The organism is Archangium lipolyticum, from assembly GCF_024623785.1.
Taxonomy (GTDB): Bacteria; Myxococcota; Myxococcia; order Myxococcales; family Myxococcaceae; genus Archangium; species Archangium lipolyticum.
In genome coordinates, this window is sequence record NZ_JANKBZ010000007.1 from 342,647 (window position 1) to 366,459 (window position 23,813).

14 protein-coding genes are annotated in these 23,813 nt (G+C 69.2%); 6 read left to right on the top strand and 8 right to left on the bottom strand.

Translation table 11 applies throughout. The features are described 5' to 3' along the window. Window positions 1–48 precede the first annotated feature (48 nt). Both NR810_RS18310 and fusA read right to left on the bottom strand, forming a co-directional pair. Window positions 49–1,509, bottom strand: a complete 1,461-nt coding sequence (locus NR810_RS18310) for a DEAD/DEAH box helicase (protein WP_257454039.1) — start codon at window positions 1,507–1,509, stop codon at window positions 49–51. A 131-nt stretch (window positions 1,510–1,640) separates the two neighbouring features. Further along, a complete protein-coding gene (fusA, locus tag NR810_RS18315) occupies window positions 1,641–3,755 on the bottom strand; it encodes an elongation factor G (protein ID WP_257454041.1) in 2,115 nt (704 codons plus the stop codon). Between the two features lie 291 nt (window positions 3,756–4,046). On the opposite strand from fusA, the gene NR810_RS18320 reads away from it, so the two are divergent. Then, the gene (locus NR810_RS18320) at window positions 4,047–4,391 is read left to right on the top strand and encodes a hypothetical protein (protein WP_257454043.1); all 345 of its coding nucleotides are present in this window, start codon (window positions 4,047–4,049) and stop codon (window positions 4,389–4,391) included. 198 nt (window positions 4,392–4,589) lie between these two features. On the opposite strand, the gene NR810_RS18325 is transcribed toward NR810_RS18320, so the two are convergent. Next, entirely contained in the window at window positions 4,590–5,414 is an 825-nt protein-coding gene (locus tag NR810_RS18325; RefSeq protein ID WP_257454045.1) for a pseudouridine synthase, read from the bottom strand. Window positions 5,415–5,440: 26 nt separating this feature from the next. Continuing rightward, window positions 5,441–5,668 (bottom strand): hypothetical protein, encoded by a 228-nt coding sequence (locus NR810_RS18330; RefSeq protein WP_257454047.1) that lies wholly within the window; start codon window positions 5,666–5,668, stop codon window positions 5,441–5,443. A gap of 166 nt (window positions 5,669–5,834) precedes the next feature. Between NR810_RS18330 and NR810_RS18335 the strand changes: the two genes are divergently transcribed. Continuing rightward, the gene (locus NR810_RS18335; protein WP_257454049.1) at window positions 5,835–6,818 is read left to right on the top strand and encodes a DUF1028 domain-containing protein; all 984 of its coding nucleotides are present in this window, start codon (window positions 5,835–5,837) and stop codon (window positions 6,816–6,818) included. A 35-nt stretch (window positions 6,819–6,853) separates the two neighbouring features. On the opposite strand, the gene NR810_RS18340 is transcribed toward NR810_RS18335, so the two are convergent. Then, a complete protein-coding gene (locus NR810_RS18340) occupies window positions 6,854–7,591 on the bottom strand; it encodes an RNA methyltransferase (RefSeq protein ID WP_257454050.1) in 738 nt (245 codons plus the stop codon). Between the two features lie 197 nt (window positions 7,592–7,788). Between NR810_RS18340 and NR810_RS18345 the strand changes: the two genes are divergently transcribed. Further along, window positions 7,789–13,503, top strand: coding sequence for an Ig-like domain-containing alpha-2-macroglobulin family protein (locus NR810_RS18345; protein ID WP_257454051.1), 5,715 nt, complete (start codon window positions 7,789–7,791; stop codon window positions 13,501–13,503). Window positions 13,504–13,581: 78 nt separating this feature from the next. Here NR810_RS18345 and NR810_RS18350 read toward each other — a convergent pair whose 3' ends face one another. The 3 genes from NR810_RS18350 to NR810_RS18360 form a co-directional block, all read right to left on the bottom strand. Beyond that, window positions 13,582–15,369, bottom strand: coding sequence for a M4 family metallopeptidase (locus NR810_RS18350; protein ID WP_257454053.1), 1,788 nt, complete (start codon window positions 15,367–15,369; stop codon window positions 13,582–13,584). 110 nt (window positions 15,370–15,479) lie between these two features. Beyond that, complete coding sequence (locus tag NR810_RS18355) at window positions 15,480–17,417, bottom strand: ATP-binding response regulator (RefSeq protein ID WP_257454143.1); 1,938 nt, start codon at window positions 17,415–17,417, stop codon at window positions 15,480–15,482. After that, window positions 17,404–17,871: a response regulator gene (locus NR810_RS18360; protein ID WP_257454055.1), complete on the bottom strand. Its 468-nt coding sequence runs from the start codon at window positions 17,869–17,871 to the stop codon at window positions 17,404–17,406. The genes NR810_RS18355 and NR810_RS18360 overlap by 14 nt, the downstream gene beginning before the upstream one ends. A 489-nt stretch (window positions 17,872–18,360) precedes the next feature. Between NR810_RS18360 and NR810_RS18365 the strand changes: the two genes are divergently transcribed. The 3 genes from NR810_RS18365 to NR810_RS18375 all read left to right on the top strand — a co-directional run bounded on the left by NR810_RS18365 (window position 18,361) and on the right by NR810_RS18375 (window position 23,805). Next, complete coding sequence (locus tag NR810_RS18365) at window positions 18,361–20,589, top strand: hybrid sensor histidine kinase/response regulator (protein ID WP_257454057.1); 2,229 nt, start codon at window positions 18,361–18,363, stop codon at window positions 20,587–20,589. A 155-nt stretch (window positions 20,590–20,744) separates the two neighbouring features. Beyond that, window positions 20,745–22,712, top strand: coding sequence for a LodA/GoxA family CTQ-dependent oxidase (locus NR810_RS18370; protein WP_257454059.1), 1,968 nt, complete (start codon window positions 20,745–20,747; stop codon window positions 22,710–22,712). After that, window positions 22,678–23,805, top strand: coding sequence for a tryptophan 7-halogenase (locus tag NR810_RS18375; protein WP_257454060.1), 1,128 nt, complete (start codon window positions 22,678–22,680; stop codon window positions 23,803–23,805). The genes NR810_RS18370 and NR810_RS18375 overlap by 35 nt, the downstream gene beginning before the upstream one ends. The last annotated feature ends 8 nt before the right edge of the window (window positions 23,806–23,813 follow it).

Below are 23,813 nucleotides of genomic sequence, written 5' to 3' on the forward strand. Positions count from 1 at the left end.
GGGTGGTGCCTCGAGGGGAATGCGGAGGTTCTCGTCGCGGGTGCTTCTTTACAGCCACTTGGGCGCGCGAGGCCTCTGAGAAACGGCGGCCGGTGCCGCGGGGGCCGCGGCCGGGGGACGCTGCCCCGACTGGGTCTGCTGGCCGGACGGCCGGTCACTCCGGGGAGCTCCCGCGTTCCCGCCGCGTCCACCCCCCTGGCCACCGCGACGGCGGCGACCGCCCCTGTCACCAGGGCCCCGCTGCTCGCCACGGCCCTGGCCGGGATTGGGCTGGGGCCGCGCACGGACCATCGGCCCGCTTCCCGGCTGGGACTGCTGGCCTCGGCCCGGTGCTGGCTCGAGCGACGTGGGCGCCGGGGCCGGCTGGCCCGAGCGGTGCGGATGGGCCTCCACCACCGGCACGCGCCGGCGGATGGTGCGCTCGATGTCCTTCAGGTACGCGCGCTCCTCGGTGTCGCAGAAGGAGAGGGCGATGCCCGCGGCGCCCGCCCGGCCGGTGCGGCCGATGCGGTGCACGTACGTCTCCGGGATGTTGGGCAGGTCGAAGTTGATGACGTGGGTGATGCCGTCGATGTCGATGCCCCGCGCGGCGATGTCCGTGGCCACCAGCACCCGGCAGGCGCCGGACTTGAAGGCCGCCAGCGCCCGCTCGCGCGCGTTCTGGCTCTTGTTGCCGTGGATGGGCTCCGCGCCGATGCCCGCCGCCTCCAGCTGCTTGGCCACCCGGTTCGCGCCGTGCTTGGTGCGCGTGAAGACGAGCACCCGCTGGATGTCGCGATCCGTCTGCAGCAGGTGCACCAGCAGGCCGCGCTTCTGCTCCTTCTCCACGAAGTACAGCCTCTGATCGATGGTCTCCGCCGTGGTGGCCACCGGCGCCACCTCGACGCGCACCGGGTTCGTCAGGATGCTGTTGGCCAGCCCCTGGATCTCCGGCGGCATGGTGGCCGAGAAGAAGAGCGTCTGCCGCTTCTTGGGCAGCGCCGCGATGACGCGCTTCACGTCATGGATGAAGCCCATGTCCAGCATCCGGTCGGCCTCGTCGAGGACGAAGACCTCCAGCGACTTGTAGGACACGAAGCCCTGCTGCATCAGATCCAACAGGCGGCCGGGCGTGGCCACGAGGATGTCCACGCCATTGCGGAGCGCCTGCTCCTGGGCGTTCTGGCCCACGCCGCCGAAGATGACGGCGGAGGTGATGCCGGTGTAGCGGCCGTAGGCACGGACGCTGTCACCAATCTGCGCGGCCAGCTCGCGCGTGGGGCTGAGCACGAGCGCGCGGATGGGGCGCCCGCGAGCGGGGGGAGGGGGGCGGCCGACGGAGAGCCGCTGGAGGATGGGCAGCGTGAATGCCGCCGTCTTGCCGGTACCCGTCTGCGCGCAGCCGAGCACATCCTTGCCCTCGAGGACATGGGGGATGGCCTGGGTCTGGATGGGGGTGGGGGAGGTGTAACCCTCGGCCTTCACGGCGCGCAGCAGGGGTTCGGCGAGCTTCAGATCTTCGAAAGTCATAGGTTCTCGGGGAAGCCCCGGAAGGGCCCGGCGGACAACGGGGAAAGCCGGGCCCGGGAAAATAAAGAAGGCGCCCCCGGGGGAGGCGCCTCCTTCAACAGCCTGGAATTGTCAGGCCTTGGCGCTCTTCACTACTTACGCGCCGCCTGCTCGGCCGCCTGCTTCTCCTTGTACTGCGCCATGAGAGCCTCGGCCTCATTGCGCGGCACCGGAGAGTACTTGGCGAACTCCATCGTGTACTCGCCCTTGCCCTGGGTCGCCGAGCGCAGGTCCGTGGAGTAGCCGAACATGGTGTTCAGCGGCACTTCGGCCACCACCGTCACGTAACCCTCGGCCGTGCTGGACTCGAGGATGGTGCCACGGCGCTGGTTGATCTGTCCGACCACCGAGCCCTGGAAGTCCTCGGGAGCCTGGACCTCCACCTTCATCATCGGCTCGAGGATGATCGGCTTGGCGGCCGCGTAGCCCTCGCGGAAGCCCATGATGGCGGCGGTCTTGAACGCCTGCTCGGACGAGTCCACCGCGTGGAAGGCGCCGTCGTTGATGACCACGCGCACACCCACCACGGGGAAGCCGATGAGGCTGCCCTTCTTGATGGCCTCCTGGAAGCCCTTGTCGCACGCGGGGATGAACTCGCGGGGGATGGAGCCGCCCACGATGTCGTCCACGAACTCGTACTGCTGCACGGCGTCGGCCGGCAGGGGCTCCACGTAGCCGCACACGCGCGCGAACTGACCGGAACCACCGGTCTGCTTCTTGTGCGTGTAGTAGAACTCGCCCTTCTGGGAGATGGTCTCGCGGTAGGCCACCTGCGGCTTACCGGCCACCACCTCGCAGTTGTACTCGCGCTTCATGCGCTCGATGTAGATCTCCAGGTGCAGCTCACCCATGCCGCGGATGATCGTCTGGCCGGACTCCTCGTCACGGTTCACGCGGAAGGTCGGATCCTCCTTGGTGAAGCGGTTGAGGGCCTTGGAGAAGTTGGCCTGGGCGTCGCGGTTCTTCGGGCTCACCGCGAGCGAGATGACGGCGTCCGGCACGAACATGGACGTCATCGTGTACTGCACGGTGCCGTCGGTGAACGTGTCGCCGGAGGCGCACTCGACGCCGAAGAGGGCGACGATGTCACCGGCACGCGCGTCGTTGATGTCGTTCATCTCGTTCGAGTGCATGCGGACGAGACGCGGGACCTTGACCTTCTTCTGGTTGGCCTGGTTGACGATGAAGTCACCCTTGCTCACCTTGCCCTGGTAGATGCGCATGTAGGTCAGCTGACCGTAGCGACCGTCCTCCAGCTTGAACGCCAGGCCCACGAAGGGCTTGTCCGGGTTGGACTCGAGGACGACCTTCGCCTCGGCGTTCTTCTGGTCCAGGGCCTCGTTGGTGACCTCGGCCGGGTTGGGCAGGAACGAGCAGATGGCGTTGAGCAGCAGCTGCACGCCCTTGTTCTTGTAGGCCGAGCCGCACATGACGGGCGTCATCTTCAGCGCGATGGTGGCGCGGCGGATGGCGGCCATGAGCTGCTCGTTGCTGATGGCGGCGTCGGCCAGGAACAGCTCACCCAGCTCGTCGTCCACCTCGGCGACCTTCTCGATCATCTCCAGACGGTCGGCCTTGGCCTTCTCGACCAGGTCGGCGGGGATGGCCTCCTCGCGGATGGTCTCGCCGCTCTCACCGTCGAAGTAGAAGGCCTTCATCTGGATGAGGTCGACGAGGCCCTGGAAGCGATCCTCGGCCCCGATCGGGACCTGGAGGCGCACCGGGTGGTGGCTCAGCTTCTCCTTCAGCTGGGCGGCCACGCGCTCGTAGTTGGCGCCCGCGCGGTCCATCTTGTTGACGAACGCGATGCGGGGAACCTTGTAGCGCTTCATCTGCCGGTCCACCGTGATGGACTGGGACTGAACGCCGGACACCGAGCAGAGCACGAGGATGGCGCCGTCGAGCACGCGCAGGGAGCGCTCCACCTCGATGGTGAAGTCCACGTGTCCCGGGGTGTCGATCAGGTTGATGTTGTACTCGCCCCACATGGCGTAGGTGGCGGCAGACTGGATCGTGATGCCCTTCTCACGCTCCAGATCCATCGAGTCCATCTTCGCGCCGACGCCGTCCTTGCCACGGACCTCGTGGATCTCGTGGATGCGGCCCGTATAGAAGAGGATGCGCTCGGAGAGCGTCGTCTTGCCCGAGTCGATGTGGGCGGAGATACCGATGTTACGAACCTTTTCGATGGGAACTTGGGAGGCCACGAGAGTCGGTCCTTCTGCTGTATTGAAGTCCTGCGAGAACAGGGCAGGGGGCGCCCTTACTTCCCGCCGCTTGAAGTTTCCAGCCAAATCGGCATGGAGCCGGGGAGCCGTCTACTCCCTCTCAAGCCCAAGGGGAAGCCCCCCCGGGTGCTGGGCCGCTGGAGGAGCCCCGCCTACATTCGCCGTGTCATAACCCTGAAGCCACCTGAATACTTCTGTCGCCCCCAGGGATTTCCGGGGGTAAGGGTAGGAGGACACCCCCGGGTGGCTGCCTGGGAGGGGAGGAGTCACATGGCGAAGCCGAGTGGATTCGATAGGGACATTGGCTACCTGATGCCCTTCCTGGAGCGGCTCACCGCCGCGGCCGGCGAGCTGCAGGACGCCAGCGCCCGCGAGGAGCTCCAGCGCCTCATGGCCGAGGAGAAGGTCCGTTGGGCGCGAATCCAGGAGTTGCTCGGGGGCGCCTCCGGGCAGAGCCCGGCGTCCGCGCCCTCCGCTCCACGGACCCCTCCGGCCGCGAGCGCGCGGGCTCCTTCCAGTGCTCCGGCGGTGGCCCGTTCCCGGGCCGATGAGATCAACCGGGTGCAGCCTCGTGAGGCGGGCCTCACCGTGGGCAGCCTGAAGCGGCAGTCCTGAGGACGGACTCGGAGCGGGGTTCGCAGGGGTAGACCCTCACCCTGGCCCTCTCCCAGAGGGAGAGGGGACACGCACGGTGAGGAACCAGGTTGGACCCTCTCCCCCTGGGAGAGGGACGGGGTGAGGGTATGGGGTGCACTCGGGTTCCCCCAGTCCCTCCGCTCCACGGGTTGGAGAACGGGGGCAGGTACCCTCACCCTAACCCTCTCCCGGAGGGAGAAGGGATGGGGTGTAGCGGAGGCCCTCGGAGACCTCGGCGTCGGTGAGGAGCCGGAAGGCGCCCTCGGGCACGTCCAGCTCCACGCCTCCCACCGCCTCGCGATGCAGGGCTCGCACGGGCAAACCCACCGCTCCCAGCATCCGCTTCACCTGGTGGTTGCGGCCCTCCGTGACGGTCACCTCCACGGTGTGCGCATCGCGTACCCGCACCTTCGCCGGCCGGGCCGGGCCATCCTCCAATTGCACCCCCCGGCGCAGCGGCTCCACCCGCTCCTCGTCCGCCTCGCTGAAGACCGTGGCCACGTACCGCTTCGTCAGGTGCGTCTCGGGTGAAGTGACGTGGGTCACCAGCTTGTCGTCATTGGTGAAGAGGAGCAGCCCAGTGGTGCCCCGGTCCAACCGGCCCACCGCGTGCCAGGTGAAGCCGGCCAGCTCCGGGGGCAGTTGGGGCAGGAGCCTCTCGTAGACGGTGCCCACCCCGTGCTGGCCCACCGTGGAGGTGAGCAGCTCAGCCGGCTTGTGGAAGACGAGCACCCGGGTGGGCGCCTCGAGCGACACGGGCAGACCGTCCACGCGTACGCTGGCCCCCTGGGGGACCGGGGCCAGGGGCTGTTTCACCACCCGCCCATTCACCGAGACCCGGCCCGCCTGGATGGCCTCCTCCGCTTCTTCTTGAGGAAGCACCCCGGCCCGCGCGAGTGCACGCGAGAGCCAGTCCGGTTTCGCCTTGCCCTCCCATCGTCCGGGGTGGACGTGCTTGGAAGGGGAGGCAGGGGGGCGGCGGGCGGGTGGTTTGCGGGGCATGCTCGGGGCACTGTAACGGCCGCCAGTCAGTGCCGCGACGGTTCGTCGAACGCACCGCCTTCGGCCGAGCCGGGAGTCGGGCCGGGCTCGCCCTGGGGCATGCGCCGCTCCCCGCCATCGGTGCCCTCGGCGGCGTTGGGGGTGCGCTTCGGCCCGTTCTCCTTCTCGGCGGGCGCCTCCCGGCTGGGGGGGTTCTCCGGCGTGTCGTCCGCCCCGTCCCCCACCACCATCCGCTCATAAGGCATGTGCCGCATGGTTCGCTCCTTCCCGTGTGGAATCTTCAGAGAAGGTAGGGACCTGGAGCCCGCTTCACGGGGGACGCTTCCTGGCTGCTCGCCGGATGGCCGGGAGGAGGAGCCGGCTTGCCTCCGGACGCCCGCTCGCCCAGGCTCCCCGGCCCCCATCCCTGGAGGTCACCTGGTGCGCTCCATCCTGCCGCTCATCCTGCTCGCGGTGCCGGCTCTCGCCGCCGAGCCCGCTCCTGTTCCCAAGCGTCCCGTTCACACCTACTCCATCGTGGCGCGCGACCCCGAAACGGGAGAGCTGGGCGTGGCGGTGCAGTCGCACTGGTTCTCGGTGGGCTCGACGGTTCCCTGGGCCGAGGCGGGCGTGGGAGCAGTGGCGACCCAGTCCTTCGTGGATCCGACCTACGGGAAGCTTGGGTTGGACCTGATGCGCGCGGGCCGGAGTGCCACCGAGGCCCTGGCGGGGCTGCTGGCCGCGGACTCGGCGAGCCAGGTGCGGCAGGTGGCGATGATCGACGCGCAAGGCAAGGTGTCGGCCCACACGGGGGAGAAGTGCATCACCGCCGCGGGCCACGTCGTGGGGGAGAACTTCTCCGTGCAGGCCAACATGATGGAGAAGGACACCGTGTGGCCGGCGATGGCCAAGGCCTTCCGGGAGGCGAAGGGCGACCTGGCCGAGCGGATGTTGGCGGCGCTCGAGGCGGCGGAGGCACAGGGAGGCGACATCCGGGGTCGGCAGTCCGCTGCGCTCATCGTGGTGTCGGGGAAGCCGACGGGGCGTCCCTGGGCGGACCGCCGGTTCGACCTGCGGGTGGACGATCACCCCGCGCCACTCAAGGAGCTGCGCCGGCTGGTGACCCTGCAGCGGGCCTACAACCTGATGAACGAGGGGGACCTGGCCGTCGAGCGCAAGGAGACGGACGCGGCGCTCAAGGCGTACTCGGCGGCGGAGGCCTTGGCGCCGGGGAACGCGGAGATGGTGTTCTGGCACGCGGTGTCGCTCGTCAACGTGGGGAAGGTGGACGAGGCGGTGCCGCTCTTCCAGAAGACGTACAAGATGGACGCGCGTTGGAAGGAACTGCTGAGGAGGCTGCCGAAGGCGGGGCTGATTCCGGACGACCCGAAGCTGCTGTCGAAGCTCCTGGGAACGGGGCGCTAACTCCCTCTCCCTCCGGGAGAGGGCCAGGGTGAGGGTCACCCCCCCGAGCCCCTCGAGCGAAGCCGTTTCGCCAACGTATGCAGGGCGGCGAGCCACAAGCGCGCCTCCTTGCGCGTGAGCCGGGAGCGCCGGAGTGGGGCGAACAGGTCCCGGAGCCCGGTGCGGCCCTGGGGATTCTCATCCACGAGGAACTTCCCGGCGACGAGGGTCTCCTCCAGAGCGGACTCCACCAGCGCCAGCTCGGTATCCGTGGCGGCCACGGGGAGGGGAGCGGCCGGAGGAGGCGAGGCGGCCAGCGAGGCCATCCGCAGCTCATAGGCGTACAGCAACACGGCCTGGGCGAGGTTGATGGAGGGCTGCTCGGGAGCGGTGGGGACGGCGGACAGGTCGTGGCAGCGCTCGACCTCGGCGTTGGTGAGCCCGCTGCGCTCATCCCCGAAGACGAGCGCCACCGGGCCCTGGGCGGCGCGTTGCACCATCTCCTCGGCCACGGCCCGGGGGGACAGCCGCCGCTTGCCCTCGACCTTGCGCGAGCTGGTGCCCACCACCCAGACGCAATCGGCCACGGCGGCATCGAGCGAGTCCGCGCGGCCAGCGGCCTCCAGCACGTCCTCGGCGTGGACGGCGAGCCGGCGCGCGGGGGCGAGGTCCTCGGCCTCGGGGTGGACCCAGGTCCACTCGGACAGCCCGCAGTTCTTCATGGCGCGGGCGGCGGCACCGAGGTTCTCCGCGTTGCGTGGGCGCAGCAGCACGAGTCGGATGGGCAGGGGCATGGGGCGCGCACCTTAACGCGGCCTCTCCCGTCGTTGACCTCCCCCCACGAGCCGCCCTAGCGTCTCCACTGATTTCCAATGTCCCACCCAGGTCGAGCCGGGCCAAGGCTCGCCGGCCACCGTGTGGGCGCTCGGACGCGTGGGGGGACGCGCTCGGGCCGTGTGCTTCCATCCACATCCCCTCTACATGAGGTTCCATGGGTCCGCGGTCTGTCCCGATCCCGAAGTCGTCCCGCGCGAGCAGGGCATGTTGGTTGTTGGCGGCACTGCTGGTGGGCGCGCTCGCCGGTTGCAAGAAGGACGAGTCCAAGAACACCCCGCAGCCGTCCACTCCGGCCTCCACGCCGGGTGCCTCGGCCAGCGGCACGTCCACGCCGAGCACCCCGCCCTCGGCCGAGTCCCTCTCCCCCGTCATCCGTGAGCTCGGCTCCGAGGGCATGGTGCCGCGCGAGGTGGTGCTCGAATTCCCCCGCGCGGTGGCTCCCGAGGACAACGAGGTGCGCAAGGGCACCGTCGTCACCGTCACGCCGGACGTGCCGGGCTCGCTGACCTTCCGCAGCGGCTCCACGCTCGTCTTCACCCCGCGCGACAGCTTCGCCTTCAAGACCGGGTACACCGTCTCCCTCGACGCGCTGGAGCTGGGCGATGGCACCGTGGTGAAGCCCAAGGCCTCGGGTGAGTGGAGCCGCTCCTTCACCACGCCCGCCTTCACCTTCCTGCGCCTGTCTCCCCGGCAGATGGACGTGAAGAAGGGCAAGGTGGAGACGGACCTCGTCTTCTCCGGCCCCGTGGACGTGGCCACCGTGCGCCGCTTCATCGCCTTCTCCGTGGACGGCAAGGCGCTGTCCGACGTGAAGCTGCGCACGTTGCCCACGGACCGGAACACCGTCGTCGCCGCGCTCGGCGGCGCGAGCCTCAAGCCGGGCTCCGAGGTGCGCTTCTCCCTCAAGCCGGGTCTGACCTCCACCGTCCGCAACGGGGGCACCGCTCCCGCGGGCGAGGGCTCCTTCAAGCTGCTCGTCGGCAAGCGCCTCGACATCACCAACGCCTATGTGCAGGAGGGCGCCACCGGCCACTACATCGAGGTCCGTTGCCGCGAGGTGGCCAGCGAAGCGGAGCGCAGCCAGGAGGAGGGCGAGGAGGATTACGACTACTACGGCAACGGTGGGGACCGTTGCAGCCTGGATGACGACGTGGCCGAGGAGGCCATCCACTTCAACCCGCCGGTGAAGCTCTCCGTGTCACCCTCGCGCTGGGGCTTCCGCGTCTTCGGTGATTTCAAGCGTGGCTCCTACGCCATGCGCATCGACGCGGGCGCCGTCTCGACGACGGGGGGCACCCTGCTGTCCACCTACGAGCGCTCCTTCTCCATCTCCGCGCGCAGCCCGCAGCTCAGCTTCGGCACCACCGGCCGCTACCTGCCGCGCAGCGCCTGGCGCAACCTGCCCCTCAACCACCTCAACCTGGATGCGGTGGAGCTCGTCGTGCGGCACGTGCCCCAGGAGAACCTCCTCTTCTGGATGAGCTCGGACGGCCAGGAGGCCGCCGACGAGCGCACCTCCAACGTGCTGCTGCGCAAGCAGATGCCGGTGCAGGGTGCCCAGGACACGCTGGCCACCACCTGGCTCGACGTGGGCAGCCTCGTGCCCGCCAGCACCAAGGGCCTGGTGGAGATCACCGCCTCGGGCCATGGAGGAAAGTCGGCGGCCTCGCGCATCCTCCTCACGGACCTGAGCCTCGTGGCCAAGCGGGGCCTGGCGCCCAGGGGCTCGGACGCGAAGGAGGAGGTCTGGGTCTGGGCGCTCGGCATGGAGACCACCGAGCCGCTGTCCGGCGTCGAGGTGTCCCTGGTGAAGAAGAGCGGCCAGGTGGTGACCCGCTGCACCACCGGCGGCGCCGACGGCTGCAAGCTCACCGTCCCCGCTCCGGGCGTGGACACCGCCGAGCCCTTCGCCCTGCTCGCGCGCAAGGGCGACGAGTTCACCTACCTCAAGTACAGCGAGCTGAAGACGGAGATCGCCAACTCGGACGTGCAGGGCGAGCCGTACCGCTCCGACAGGCCCTACCGCGCCTCCGTGTACTCGGACCGCGGCGTGTACCGCCCGGGAGACACCGCGCACGTGGTGGCGGTGCTGCGCGGACAGGACGACGTGGCGCCGCCCGCGGGCATGCCGGTGGTGCTGAAGGTGGTGGACCCTCGCGAGCGCGACCTGAAGAAGGTGACGCTGAAGACGAACGAGGCGGGCCTGGTGTCGCTGGACGTGCCCTTCGAGGCCTATCAGGACACGGGCGCCTACCGCGTGGTGCTGAGCGTCGCCGACAAGCAGGTCGCTTCGTACGGCCTCAACGTGGAGGAGTTCGTCCCCGAGCGCATGAAGGTGACGGCGCGCGCCGAGAAGCCCGGCTACCTGCAAGGCGAGGAGGTGCCGCTGACGGTGGAGGCCGCGTACCTCTTCGGCGGCTCGGCGGAGAGCAGCCCGGTGGAGGTGACGTGCCGGCTGGTGCCGTCCGTCTTCAGCCCGAAGGACAATGCCCAGTACGCCTATGGCGTGTGGCGTCCGGAGGGCACGGAGGTCAAGGCCACCGTGCTGGGGCAGGTGAAGGGCGAGCTGGACGCGAAGGGCCGCACGCTGGTGCGCTGCCCGGCCCAGCAGGACGCGGGTGGCTTCAAGGGCCCGGCGAGGCTGGTGGCACAGGCCAGCGTCTTCGAGGCCGGCAGTGGCCGCTCCACGGTGGGCGAGGCCTCCGTGCCGGTGCACCCGGAGGCGTATTACGTGGGCCTCCAGGCCAACGTGGACAAGGTGAAGGCCGGCCAGCCCTTCACCGTCACCGGTGTGGTGGTGGACTGGCAGGGCGCTCCCTACGGCAAGGCGGTGAAGCCCCTCGAGGTGGAGTACCTGCGGCTGGACGAGGAGTACGGCTACTTCTACGACGAGGAGTCCGGTGAGGAGCGCTACCAGCGCCACCTGCGCCCCGTGCGCGAGGGCCGCACCACCGCGAAGCCCGAGGGGGGCAAGTTCTCCTTCCAGGTGACGCCGTCCACGGACGCCGCGGGCTACCTGGTGCGCGTGAAGTCCGGCGCGGCGCAGACGGACCTGCAGCTCGAGGGCAACGGCCGCTACTACTGGTCGGACGAGTCCTCCTCGCGGGTGGACCAGACGCCCCGTCCGGCCCGGCCCACGTCGCTCGCGGTGGAGCTGCCGCGCTCGGCGAAGGTGGGGGACTCCATCACCGTGAAGGTGAAGGCGCCCTACCGCGGCCGCATGCTCTTCACCGCCGAGACGGATGGGGTGCAGGCCGCCGAGTGGAAGGCGGTGGAGCCGGGTGAGGTGTCGTGGAGCTTCAAGCCCTCGGCCTTCGCGCCCAACGTCTACGTCAGTGCCTTCCTGGTGAAGGATCCGCACCTCGAGTCCGCCCAGGCCTTCATGCCGGACCGGGCCTTCGGTGTGGCCAGCATGAAGCTGGAGCCGGTGGATTACGTGCAGTCCGTCACGCTCAACGTGCCCAAGGAGGTGCGCTCCAACGACAACCTCCCCGTGGACCTGGAGCTGGGCTCCGTGGAGCCGGGCACCTTCGCCACCGTGGCCGTGGTGGACGAGGGCATCCTCTCGCTCACGCGCTTCCAGAGCCCCGATCCCATCCAGGATCTCTTCACCAAGCGGGCCCTGGGCGTGCAGACGTACGAGACGCTCGGGTGGACGCTGCTGATTCCGCCCGCGGGCGCCAGCCGCTCCACCGGTGGTGACGAGGGCGGTGACGCCTCGGGCCGCGTACAGCCGGTGAAGCCCGTGGCGCTCTGGAGCGGCGTGTTGCCCGTGCCCTCCAACGGCAAGCTGCGCGTCCCCTTCAAGCTGCCCCAGTACCGCGGCGCGGTGCGCGTCATGGTGGTGACGAGCGGCCCCAAGCGCATCGGTCACGCCAGCGCGCAGGTGCTCGTGCGCGACCCGCTCGTGCTCCAGACGACGCTGCCCCGCTTCCTCAGCCAGGGCGATGAGATCCAGATCCCCGTCTTCGTCACCAACCTCTCCGGCAAGCCGCAGGACGTGAAGGTGTCCCTCTCCGCGGAGAACCTCCCCGTGCCGGGCATGGCCATGCCCGCGTCCATGGCCTCACCGCTGCAACTGCTCGGCAAGAGCGAGGGCAAGGTGCGGCTGGAGAATGGCAAGGCGGCCACGCTCGTCTTCCAGGCCAAGGCCGTCCAGGCCGTGGGCGCCGCCCGCCTCAAGGTGACGGCCGAGGGCGGTGGACACACCTCCTTCGAGCAGCTCGACGTGCCCTTCCTCCCCGCGGGCCCGCGCGAGCGCAAGGTGCAGCGCATCGAGCTGGCCGCTGGCACGCTGGACCTGGCGCCCTACATGGAGGGCTGGATGCCCACCAGCGAGCGCTCGACGTTCTGGGTGACCACCAACCCCTACGCCGAGTCCTTCCAGCACCTCTCGTACCTGGTGCGCTACCCGTACGGCTGCATCGAGCAGACGACGTCCTCCACCCGTCCGCTGCTCTACGTCTCCGGGCTCATCGACAGCGTGGACCCGACGCTCACCGCCAGCGCGAAGCTGGAGGACATGGTGATGTCGGGCGTGAACCGGGTGCTCTCCATGCAGACGCCCTCGGGCGGCTTCAGCTACTGGCCGGGCGCCACCGAGCCGGTGGAGTGGGGCTCGGCCTACGCCGCGCACCTGCTCCTGGACGCGCAGAAGCTCAAGTACGCCGTCCCCCAGGACCGCATCGACAGCGCGCTCGAGTGGATGAACCAGCAGGTGACCCGCCGCGAGGGCCGCTCCGGTCCGGGGTCCTATAATGATGGCTCCGAGGCCTACATGCACTACGTGCTGGCCATGGCCGGCAAGGGCCACAAGGCGCGCGTGCAGAAGCTCATCGACCAGCTCGGCAACCAGAAGTTCTACAGCAACAGCCAGCGCGCGGAGCAGGACTTCATGCTCAAGGCCGCGCTGTACATGGCGGGAGACCGCCGCTACGAGAAGGACCTGCGCAACCCGGACGTCTCGGCGGTGGTGGAGGAGCGGTGGAATGGCTGGTCCTTCTACTCGGACCGGCGCCGGCGCGGCTTCATGCTGAGCACGTTCCAGGACCTGTTCGGGGAAGACCCGGCGGGCGAGCCGCTCGCGCAGCGCGTGGCCGAGGCCCTCAAGGCTCAGAACAGCGGCTCCTACACCACGCAGGAGCTGGTCTGGGGCATCACCGGCCTGGGCAAGCGCGTGGCGGGGGCTGCCTCCAAGTTCTCCCCGCCCGTGCTGTCGGCGGACGGCAAGGAGGTGGCCACCAAGGACGGCGGGAAGCAGCGTGCCTCGGACCGCACCTGGGCGCTGGTGCGCGCGAGCGAGCGCAAGGGCCTCAACCTCAAGGTGCCGGAGAAGGGCGAGGGCAAGCTCTACCTGGTGATGGCCAGCGAGGGCGTGCGCGCGGACGGGCAGTACCGCACGGGCGGAGAGGGCCTCACCCTCGAGCGCACCTACCGCAACCTGGAGGGCGACACGCTCGACGTCCAGGGCGGCGGCCCGGTGAACCTGGCGGACCTCGTCTACGTGCAGGTCCGCATCAAGAACACCTCGGGTGAGCGCATCCAGAACATCGCCCTGGTGGACCGGCTGCCGGCGGGCTGGGAGATCGAGAACGCGCGGCTCGGACGCGGGGGCCAGGTGGAGTGGGCCTCCAGCGAGGAGCAGTGGAGCGCGGACTACGTGAACCTCCGGGACGACCGGGTGGAGGTCTTCGGCGCCCTGGACGCGGGCGAGACGAAGACGGTCATCTACGCGGTGCGCGCGGTGACGTCCGGGAAGTTCACGCTGCCGCCCGTCGAGGCGGAGGCGATGTACGACCCGCGCATCTGGGCGCGCGAGGCGGGAGGCTCGGTCGAGGTCTCCGGTCCCTGGGCGGACTTCCTGCTGTAGTCACCCAGGAAAAACGACCGGCGCGGCGCCAGGACTGGCCGCCGCGCCGGTGTGGGGGGGATTGGGTGCTGCCCGGGGTTACTGCGCGGAGCTCACCTTGAGGGTGACGCCGGAGTAGGCCGAGTAGCCGCGGATCATGACGTAGTACGTGCCCTGCTTCGCCGGGTTGAAGGTGCAGGTCTCGTTGTTGCCGGAGGCGTAGGGCCGGCAGTCGTAGCTGGTGGTGGTGGGCGCGCTGCCGAACTTCACGTACAGGTCGGCGTCACCCGAGCCGCCGGACATCTCGAACTTGATCGCGGTCGCGCCGGCCGGCGTGACGTAGCTGAAGTTCGTCGAGCTGCTCCGGGCGCCGGACAGGTTGCTCTGGGTGGCGAGCGTCGTGAACACCGGGGCGGGGGTCACGCCCACCGCGCTCCACGCCTCGTTGACGGAGGTGACGGCGGCCGAGCCGTAGAGGTCGGCGGCGGCCTTCGCCGTGGCGTTGCGCGCGTCCCCGAACGTGCTGCTCGGGGTCAGGTAGACGGTGTTGGCCCGGTAGAAGATGGCCGCGCCCTTCATGATGCTGCTGTAGGGGTTGGCATCGAGCGCCGGCACCACGTTGCTCGTCTTGCCGCGCGGGTGGCTGCCGCCGGACACCATCAGCTGGAAGGCCAGGTTGGCGATGCCCGAGTTCCAGTGCACGCCGCCGTTGTCCGAGGTGCCCGTGTAGCGGGTGGGGTAGTAGTCGTAGTCACCAGCGATGGCAGGGTCGTTCATGTAGCGGAGCGCGTCGCCCGGGGTGGCCGGGGTCCAGCACTCCTCGCCAATCTTCCAGGTGTTGCCGCTGACGGCTCCATCCCGGAAGGCCTCGATGGAGGCGCCGAAGATGTCGGACATGGCCTCGTTGAGGGCGCCCGACTCGTTCGAGTAGATGAGGTCCGACGAGTTGTCGGTGACGGCGTGGGTGAGCTCGTGGGCCACGACGTCGAGCACCGTCAGCGCGGAGGAGTCCACCCCGTTGCCGTCGCCGTACACCATCTGCGTCCCGTCCCAGTACGCGTTCACGTAGTCCCTGCTGTAGTGCACGGACGAGCTGAGGGTGGCGCCAGCGCCGTTGTAACTGTCACGCCCGAACATGCTGTAGTAGAAGTCGTACGTGAAGCCCGCGTTGTCGTGCGCCTGGTCCAGGACGGCGTCGCCCGAGGGCGCCTGTCCCTCGGAGCGCACCAGCGTGCCGGGCAGCGTCGTCCGGTTGCCCGCGGTGTAGGTCCTGCGGTTGCGGCTGGTCTGCAGGTTGTCGAACTGCTGGACGAGCTCGCCCGTGTGCGCGTCGATGAAGAGGTTCGGCATCGAGGGCTCGCCCCTGGCCGTGACGGTCTCGAGCCGCACGCGCCAGGTCAGCCGGGCGCCCTTGCTCCCGGGGAGGATCTGCAGGTCCGACTTCGGCTCGCCCACCAGGGTGCTCGCGCCGCCCACCTGGGAGATCGCCAGCTGTGTGGCCTCGTCGGCCCGGAGCCTGGGGGTGGTGTCCACCCGGATGTCGCGGGCCAGGCGGTCGGTGACCGACCCGATGGAGCCGTCCTCCTCGAAGTGGATGATGGCCTGGGTGCCGAACACCGAGACGCCGTTGATGCTCTGCGTCAGGCGCTCGTGGCTCCTGCCGCGCATGTCGACCAGTGCGCGCTTGAACGACAGCTCACCCGCCCCGCGGAGGAACTCGGGCCGCTGCGCCTTGAGCTGCTGCAGGCCCCTCCCTCCAGCGACGGAGGACAGGCCGCTGTCAGTCGTCCCCGGGGTGGCCTGAGCGTCGACGTCCGTGGTGTCGACGCCGCAAGCGGTCCCGAGGAGCACGAAGGGGAGGATGGAAACGAGTCGGCGAATGCGCATGGCGGTTCCTCCGGTTCGACAGAGTGTCGAACTCTTTCCTCGTTTTCCCATAAAATGAGGATATCCGTCAAGGCGTAATCTTTCGTTGTTCCAGTAATTTCCTCCTTGCTCTACCTGCCGGTTCCGCCGAGCAGCTCCCGTGCCAGCTGCTGGAGTTCCTGGGTGGAGAAGGGCTTCTCGAGCCGAGGGTTCTCGATCCGCTCCAGGAACGCGCGGGCATCGGGCGTGAAGGCCCCACCCGTCATGAACACCATGCGCTCCGTCATTCCGGGCAGGTGGAGGGAGAGCTCCTGGTGCAGGTCCATTCCGCTCATCTCCGGCATCATGAGGTCGCTCAGGATGAGGTCGAAGTGCTCCCCGCCCTGGAGCCGCGCGAGGGCTTCACGCGCGCTCGTCAGCGTGACGACTTCGTGGTGGCGCTGGAGCGAGCGGCGGACGGCCACGCCGATCATCGGTTCGTCATCCACGACGAGGATGCGGCCCCGCGTGGGCGCCGCGTGGGCCTGCTCCGGGGGCGCGCGTGGGGCCTGGAGGGGCGCGGTGGCGGCGCGCAGGATGATCCGGAAGGTGCTTCCCCGTCCCACCGTGCTCTCCACCTCCATGCGTCCACCGAAGCTGGTCACGATGCCGTGGCAGATCGACAGGCCGAGCCCCGTCCCCGTGCCCACGGGCTTGGTCGTGAAGAACGGCTCGAACACCTTGGCGAGCAGGTCCGCCGGGATGCCCGAGCCCGTATCGCGCACTTCGATCATCACCCCCTCGGGGTGGCGCCGCGTGACGACGCGGATCTCATTGCGCTCCACGTTCCCTTCCGGGATGGCGTGCGCCGCGTTCACCAGCAGGTTCAGGATGACCTGCCCGAGCTGGCCCTCGTTCGCCTCGGCCAGGAGCGGCTCCGCGTAGTCGCGCACCAGCCGTGCGCGGTGCCGGAGCTCGTTCCAGGCCATTCGGATGGAGCCCTCGAGCACGTGCCGGACGTCCACGGGCTCGGGCCGCGCCTGCTCCTCCGCGCGCGTGAACATCTTCAATTGCCGGACGATGTCGCGCACGCGGACGAGGCCCTCCTGGGCATCGGAGAGCAGCTTGCGGATCTCCTCGTGGTCGCCGCCGGAGGGCACCAGGCGTGGGAGCACGTCCGCCTCCAGGTGGCTGAGGTTGGTCATCACATAGGAGAGCGGGTTGTTGATCTCGTGCGCGACCCCCGCGGCGAGTGTCCCGAGCGAGGCCATCCGGTCCGAGAGCAGCAGCCGGGCCTGCATCTGCTTGCGTTCGGTCTGGTTTCTCACGATGCGGACCAGGCTCGGCTGGCCATCGAACACCACGGAGAGCTGGGCGATCTCCACGGGGACGATGCCGCCCTCCTTGCGCAGCAGGCGCAGCTCACAAGGGGGAACCGGCCTTCCTTCCCGCTGGGCCTCGCGGAACTCGAGGGTGAGGCGCGCCTGATCCTCCGGGTGGAAGAGGCTCTCCTCCAGCTCGCGCACCGAGCGCCCCACGAGCTCGTTCGGGGAGTGCCACCCGACCAGCCTGACGAGCGCGGGGTTGGCGTAGACGAGCTGCTCGTTCTGGAGCACGCAGATGCCATCGGGCAGCCGCTCGATGAGCTCACGGAAGCTGGCCTGTGACCGGCGCAGCGCCTCCAGCATCCGCGCGTGCTGCAGGGTGTAGCGGATCGACCGCTCCAGCAGCTCCGGGGTCAGCTGCGCCTTCATGAGGAAGTCGGCGGCTCCGGCCTCCATCGCCCGGTAGTCGACCGCCTCATCCACCGCGCCGGTCAACAGGATGGCCGGGATCTGCCACCCCTTGCTCCGTGCCTGCTCGAGCAGCTCCAGCCCCGTGCTCGCGCCGAGGCGGTAGTCGAGCAGGCAGACGTCGTAATGCCCCAGCTCCATCTCCGCGAGCGCCTGCTCGCAGGTGTCCACCCACTCGAGCACCATCCGCTTCGGGAGGAGGGACGTCAGGGCATCGCGCACCAGGACGAAGTCATCCTCGTCATCCTCGACGAGCAGGACCCGGATGGGGCGCGTGTCTTCCTCATGCCTCGTCAGGGACGTGGGGGCGGGGGAGTTCGACGAGCTGGAACCAGTGTTTGTCGAGCACCTTGACGACATCGACGAGCCCCTCGAAGGAGACCGGCTTGGTGATGAAACAGTTCGCTCCCAGGTTGTAGCTGCGCAGGATGTCTTCCTCGGCCTTGGAAGTCGTCAGCACGACCACGGGAATGTGTCTGAGCGTCGGGTCGGACTTGATCTCCCGCAGCGCCTCGCGGCCATCCTTGCGAGGCATGTTCAGGTCCAGGAGGATCAACCCGGGCCGCGGAGACTCCTTCGGGTCGGCATGGCGGCCCCGGCGGTACAGGTAGTCGAGCAGGTCCTCTCCGTCCTCGACGCACCGGAACTCGTTGGCGAGCCGGCTCTCGCGCATCGCGCAGCGGGCGAACTCCCGATCATCTTCATCGTCATCCGCCATCAAGATGGTGACGGGTTTGCGTGATGGCTCCATGGACTCCTACCTGGCTACGAGTGGGGCAATCATTTGCATCAATTCCTGGCGTGTCGTTTCGCCGGTCGGGTCCGCGCCGGATGCGCTCTCGCTGCCCTGGGTCTTCACATCCGCCTCTCGGTTCTCGTCCAGGAAGACCCCGCTTGCGACCTCCACCCGGTCACAGGATTACAGTGTGGGGTCAAAATCTCAGCAGCACTCTACCATGAGGCGACCGGTAGATGACAGTTGGGGCCGGTCGAGCCTTGCTCGCGGAAGAAAGAGCTTGCTTATCCGCCAAGAGCTGGATTCGCGGCCCGTATTCCCTGTTTGACCTTTGTTTCAACCGGACCCCGGGTACGTTCATCTCTCTCAATGTGTGCAGGCTTTCGTTGAGAGATGAAGGAATTCCGCTGCTGCCCTGGCAATGGAACGGGAATGCTCGGATAAACTGAAAGCTCAAATCCAGGTCAGGGTCCTGGCCACAAGGGAAAGAGAAAGAGCCCGCGCATGTCTCTCAAGACACGGTGGCTCGCAAGCATGTTGGGGGTCGTGCTTGCTGGGACAGTCATCACCACGCTCATCAGCTCCAGCATCAGCTTCTATGTGGCCGCGAGGACCGCCTCCGCGTGGTTGGGCGGCACCCAGAAGAACGTGCACGCCTCCATCCACCAGCAGATCTTCACGCGGCTCGAGGTGCAGGCCCGGCTCCTGGCGGGGCATCCCGTGCTCGTGGACGCCATCTCGACCGGGCGGTCCTCGGAGCTCCACTCCCGGATGGACTCGCTCGTGAAGCTTCCGGAGGGGGATTTCTGGGCCGTGGTGGGTGAGAGCGGCACGGTGCTCGCCACCAGTCTGCCCGGCTGCCAGCTGGAGGGAGCGGGGGGATGGCCGCCGCCCGGGGCCGCGCCCGCGCGGTCATTCGTGATGTGCGGCCGGGTCCCGGCGTTCGCCGTCACGACCGCGGTGGGGACGGAGGCCGGTGCCCGGAGCTGGCTCGTCCTGGGCTTCCTGATGAGCGATGCCTACGTGGATCTCGTCTTCACCGCCACGGGGGTGGAGGTGACACTCCTCGACCGGCAGGGGCTGCTCACCAGCTCCTTTCACGACACCGAGGGCAAGCGCATCACTCCTGGCCTCGGAGCGGTTCCCCCCGAGGCCTTGTGGAGCGCCGAGCCCCACATCGGGAAGTTCGTGCTCGAGGTTCCGCGCTACCGGGGTTACTTCGGGGTCGTGCCGCCACTCGAGCCGGGAAACGCCTCCCTGCCGTGTTTCGTGCTCTCCCTCCCCCTGCTGCCCGAGGAACCAGGGATTCCGGTCAGGCTCGTGCTCACCAACGCCAGGACTGTCTCGGAGAGCGGTGCGGTCTACAGCACGGTGATCATGATCACCTGCGGCCTGCTGTTGCTGCCGCTCCTGGGGGTCGTCGTGTGGCGGCTCGTCACCGGCTTCGTGCGGCCCATCTCGCGGCTCGGGAAGATGGCGGCCCGGGTGGCGGAGGGCGACCTGGAGTCCGTGCTCCCCGTGTCGAGCCAGGACGAGCTGGGCCAGCTCACCCGGGACTTCAATGACATGGTGCGCAAGCTGCGGGAGACCCATCGCCGGCTCATGCATACGGAGAAGATGGCCGCCGTCGGCCAGCTCGCGGCGGGCGTGGGGCATGAGATCAACAACCCGCTCGCCTATGTCACCGCCAACATCGGCTTCGCGACGGAGGCGCTGTCGTCCCTGCCGCCGGACCTGCCTCCCGACGTGGTCCTGGAGCTGCGCGAGGTCTCCCAGGTGCTGAATGAAGCGCAGGACGGAGCCAGACGGGTCGCCCGGATCGTCCGGGACCTGCGCACCTTCGCCCGCGACGACAAGGACGAAGAGAAGCAGGTGTTGAGGGTCCGCCAGGTCGTCGAGGCGGCGTTGAAGTTCGCGTCCACCACCCTGAGGTACCGGGCGCGCGTCACCTGGGACTTCCAGGAGACGGCCCGGGTGGAGGCCAACGAGGCCCGGCTGGTCCAGGTCTTCATCAACCTGCTCGTCAACGCGGCCCAGGCCATCCCCGAGGGGCATGCGGACGAGAATGAGATCCGTGTCACCACGGCCATGGAGGAGGGCGGCTTCGTGGTGGTGGAGGTGAGCGACACCGGGAAGGGGATGGGGCCGGAAGTGCTCGAGCACCTCTTCGAGCCCTTCTTCACCACCAAGCCCATGGGCGAGGGCACGGGCCTGGGGCTGTCCATCTCCCGCAACATCATCGAGGGGCTCGGAGGAAGCCTCACGGTCCGGAGCACGCCAGGAAAGGGCAGTACCTTCCGTGTCACCCTGCCCGCGGCCCGGCGGGAGTCCACGGCGAGCCAGTCGAAGCCCCGGGCTCCTGTCACCGGACAGAAGGGCGGCTGTGTCCTCGTGGTGGACGACGAGCCGCTCGTCGGAGCCTCGGCGCAGCGAATCCTGCGGTCCTTGTGTGACGTGGTCGTCGTCACCAGCTGCCGGGAGGCCCTCGCGCTGGTGGAGGCGGGGCGGCGGTTCGATCTCGTGCTGTGCGACCTGATGATGCCGCAGATGACGGGCATGGAGCTGCACGAGGAGCTCTCGCGCCGTGCCCCGGACGTCGCCGCCAGGATGCTCTTCCTGACCGGCGGAGCCTTCACGCCGGACGCGCAGCGGTTCCTCTCGAAACGGCGGTGGCTCGAGAAGCCCATCGACAACGAGGCCCTCCGGACCTGCGTCGCCGAGTGGCTGCGGTAGTCACCGCGGGCCTTCCGCGAACCTCGGGGCACGGGAGGGCCGGGCTCACCTGCTCGCTCGCTCAGCGGGACCCGGGCCGCGTCACATCCACCGGGGTGGCACTCCATCCATGCGCTTGACGTTCCACGCTCGGGTGGGACCCACCAGGTGCATTCATGTGTTCATCTCACGACCAGATCGTCTCCTGTGCCATCTATCCCGCCATCGGCATCGCCCGGGTCGGCAGCTCGTTGACCGAGCACTTTCTCGGCCCGGAGGTGCCCGGTGCCAGACCTCCCCCGGATATGCGCTTCAAGGATGAGGAAGGGCGCATCAAGCGGCAGGCCGCGCGCTTTCGCATCTATGGCTTCGACGCCCAGGGGCGGGTGGTGAAGGAGCTCACCGCGGATGAGGCGCAGATCGAATGGCGCGTCCACCTGGCCAACCGCAAGGCTGCCTGGTACGAGTTCCACAACGCGATGGACCTCGGGCCGCTGGCCCTGCAGGCCCCCCGGCGCAACGCCAACTTCCCGCTTCCCCGCGAGGTGCTCACCATCGATCCGGGGTCTCGGGCCATCAGCGGCGCCAACACGCAGGGTCCTGGCTTCCACTTCGACAGCGGCATGTTCGTGAATCGCCAGGTGTACCTGGGCGAGCTGCGCACGGACGACAAGGGCCGGCTCCTGGTGCTGGGTGGGCGTGGCCAGTCGGGCGCGTCCGATGGCTCCAATCCCACCACCTTCGCCAACAACAACAACTGGTTCGACGACACCTCGGATGGGCCGGTGCGCGCGACGGTGCGGCTCGGCGACCGGACCCTGGAGGCGGAGCCCGCGATGGTCGTGGTCGCGCCGCCCAACTACGGCCCGGGCCTCTACGGGGTGGTCACCATGTACGACGTGGTGCTGGACCTCCACACCCGTCTGGGCAACCTCCCTCCCGCGCCGGAGCAGCCCTCGTTCTGGCGCGACATCTTCCCCATCTTCGAGCGGATGGTGAACCTGGGGCACGTCAACCGGGGCATCTTCACCCTCTTCGGGACCGGCTCCCCGAGCGACCTGCTGGCTCCGGCGCTGCTCGCGAAGCTCGCGGATCCCTCGGATGCGTCGGCGCCCGAGCGCCAGCGCCTGTTCCGCTGGTTCAGGGATCCGGACTCCACCGTCGAGCAGCAGGCCTACCTGCCTCCCTTCTATGGGGATGCCTTCGGCGAATTCCAGGGCGTGCCGGGCACCGGCCTGTCGGTGACGCGGACCCAGTATGCGATGCTGCGCGCGTGGGCGGACGGCCGCTTCACCCATGACCCGAAGGAGCGCGCCTGCCCGTCCGCTTCCTTCGAGGCGATCCCCCTGGACGACCAGCCGCACGCGCTCGATCGGGCCAACCTGGAGGACTGCCTCGGAGGCCCCTTCCACCCGGGGATCGAGCTGACCTGGACGCTCCGCCTCCCGAGGATGTGGCGCAAGCCCTTCCGGCTCAACGTCCTGCCCGAGGGCCTTCCGGTGAAGATGGACTACGGCGAGGTGCTGACCCCCGAGGTCGCGCTCGGGCCCGGAGGCCCGCACGAGGAGAGTGGTCCCGGGACGCTCACCCGGTTCATGGGGGTGCCCTGGCAGACGGACGAGGCGAGCTGCCTGGCGGGTTACGAGCTCGGCACCTACCTGCCCATTCCCAGCTTCTGGGCGGCACGGGTTCCCAACCAGGTCCTGCCGGAGACCGCGTACCAGCGCCTCATGAAGGAATCGCTGTCGATCGCCCAGCGGCACAAGCACCTCAACAACCGGCCCGACTGGCTGCGCCACCTGTCGGATCAGTACCTGGATCGCATCAGCAACATGGTCTTCCTGTGGGATCGGGTGGGCATCGCCGCCGAGCGGCCGGGGCCCGGGGACTTCGCGAAGGTGGAGCTGCCGGAGCGCCTCTGGGTGGAGACGGAGATCGGACCGGAGCTGACGGCCAACGACGCGACCTTCACCATGACCCTCGTCGCCGAGGGCGATGCGCAGCCGGGCATCCCCGCGCCGGTGCCGCTGGCGCTCGTGGCCAGGGCCGCCATCGCCGCCCCGCCCGCGGCCGCCCCGACGGCTCGCGCGGCCGCTCCGGAGAAGACCCATGGCCGCATCGTCGCCAGACGCGACCAGCACTGAGCCGCGAGGGCACGCGCGTCTCCCGAGGGTCCTCATCGCCGGAGGAGGCCCGGGGGGCGCGGCCACGGCCATCGCGCTGGCGGCCCATGGCATCCAGGCGTTGGTGCTCGAACGGGCCGAGCGCCCCCGGTCCAAGCCGGGGGAGTGTCTCTCTCCTGGCTTCAAGCCGCTGCTGGTCCGTCTGGGATTGTCGGACCTCTTCGAGCAGGGAACGCACCGGCCCTTCACGGGCATGGCCTCCGCCTGGGAGCGGGCCGAACCGGTGGAGCGCAACCTGCTCTTCGAGGTGAGCGGTGAGGGCTGGCTGCTCGACCGCGCCGCCTTCGAGGCCCGGCTGGCCGAGGTCGCGCGGGCCCGAGGCGCGCTCTGGCGTCAGGGGGACCGGGTGGCGGGGGTCACCCGGAGCGGGGACGGCCGATGGCGGGTCTCGGTGGAGGGCGAGCGGGGGAGGTTCGAGGTCGACACCGACTTCATCGTCGATGCGACGGGACGTGCCGCGGCGGTCGCGCGGATGCTCGGAGTGGAGCGCCAGCGGTTCGACGGGCTCGTCGGAAGTTGGGGGCTCCTGGAGCCCATCGGCGGTGCTCCGCCGCCCGCCGCGAGCCCCATCCACATCGAGGCGATGCGCAATGGCTGGTGGTACGTCGCCCGGCTTCCGGATGGGCGCTTCTCCGCCGTGCTGTTCGCGGACCGGGCCGTGCTCGAGCCGGAGGCGTTCCTGGCGGCCCTGGGGGAGGCTCCGCATGCGCTGGCCCTGCTCGGTGGACGCGCCTTCCGTCTCTCCGGGCCGCCCACGGCGCACCCGGCGCACAGCTCGCGGCTGGAGCGGGCCTGTGGCCCCGGATGGTTCGCCGTCGGGGACGCGGCGGCGTCCTTCGATCCCCTGTCGTCCTATGGCATCGGCTCGGCGCTCGGGACCGGGTTCTATGCCGCCCAGGCCCTCGTCTCGGCCTGGGCGGGGGAGTCCTCGAGCCTCGATGCCTACCGCTACCTCATCGACAGCCGATACCCGCACTACCTCGACACCCTGGGCGAGCGGTACCGGGCCGTCACCCGGTGGCCGGGCGCGCCCTTCTGGGAAAAGAGGCGATGACGTGCTCT

What these genes read in the sequence shown, in the direction of transcription:
- NR810_RS18310 (WP_257454039.1), bottom strand. Translation starts at nt 1,509, where the DNA reads ATGACTTTCGAAGATCTGAAGCTCGCCGAACCCCTGCTGCGCGCCGTG.
- NR810_RS18320 (WP_257454043.1), top strand. Translation starts at nt 4,047, where the DNA reads ATGGCGAAGCCGAGTGGATTCGATAGGGACATTGGCTACCTGATGCCC.
- NR810_RS18325 (WP_257454045.1), bottom strand. Translation starts at nt 5,414, where the DNA reads ATGCCCCGCAAACCACCCGCCCGCCGCCCCCCTGCCTCCCCTTCCAAG.
- NR810_RS18330 (WP_257454047.1), bottom strand. Translation starts at nt 5,668, where the DNA reads ATGCGGCACATGCCTTATGAGCGGATGGTGGTGGGGGACGGGGCGGAC.
- NR810_RS18340 (WP_257454050.1), bottom strand. Translation starts at nt 7,591, where the DNA reads ATGCCCCTGCCCATCCGACTCGTGCTGCTGCGCCCACGCAACGCGGAG.
- NR810_RS18345 (WP_257454051.1), top strand. Translation starts at nt 7,789, where the DNA reads ATGGGTCCGCGGTCTGTCCCGATCCCGAAGTCGTCCCGCGCGAGCAGG.
- NR810_RS18350 (WP_257454053.1), bottom strand. Translation starts at nt 15,369, where the DNA reads ATGCGCATTCGCCGACTCGTTTCCATCCTCCCCTTCGTGCTCCTCGGG.
- NR810_RS18360 (WP_257454055.1), bottom strand. Translation starts at nt 17,871, where the DNA reads ATGGAGCCATCACGCAAACCCGTCACCATCTTGATGGCGGATGACGAT.
- NR810_RS18365 (WP_257454057.1), top strand. Translation starts at nt 18,361, where the DNA reads ATGTCTCTCAAGACACGGTGGCTCGCAAGCATGTTGGGGGTCGTGCTT.
- NR810_RS18370 (WP_257454059.1), top strand. Translation starts at nt 20,745, where the DNA reads ATGTGTTCATCTCACGACCAGATCGTCTCCTGTGCCATCTATCCCGCC.
- NR810_RS18375 (WP_257454060.1), top strand. Translation starts at nt 22,678, where the DNA reads ATGGCCGCATCGTCGCCAGACGCGACCAGCACTGAGCCGCGAGGGCAC.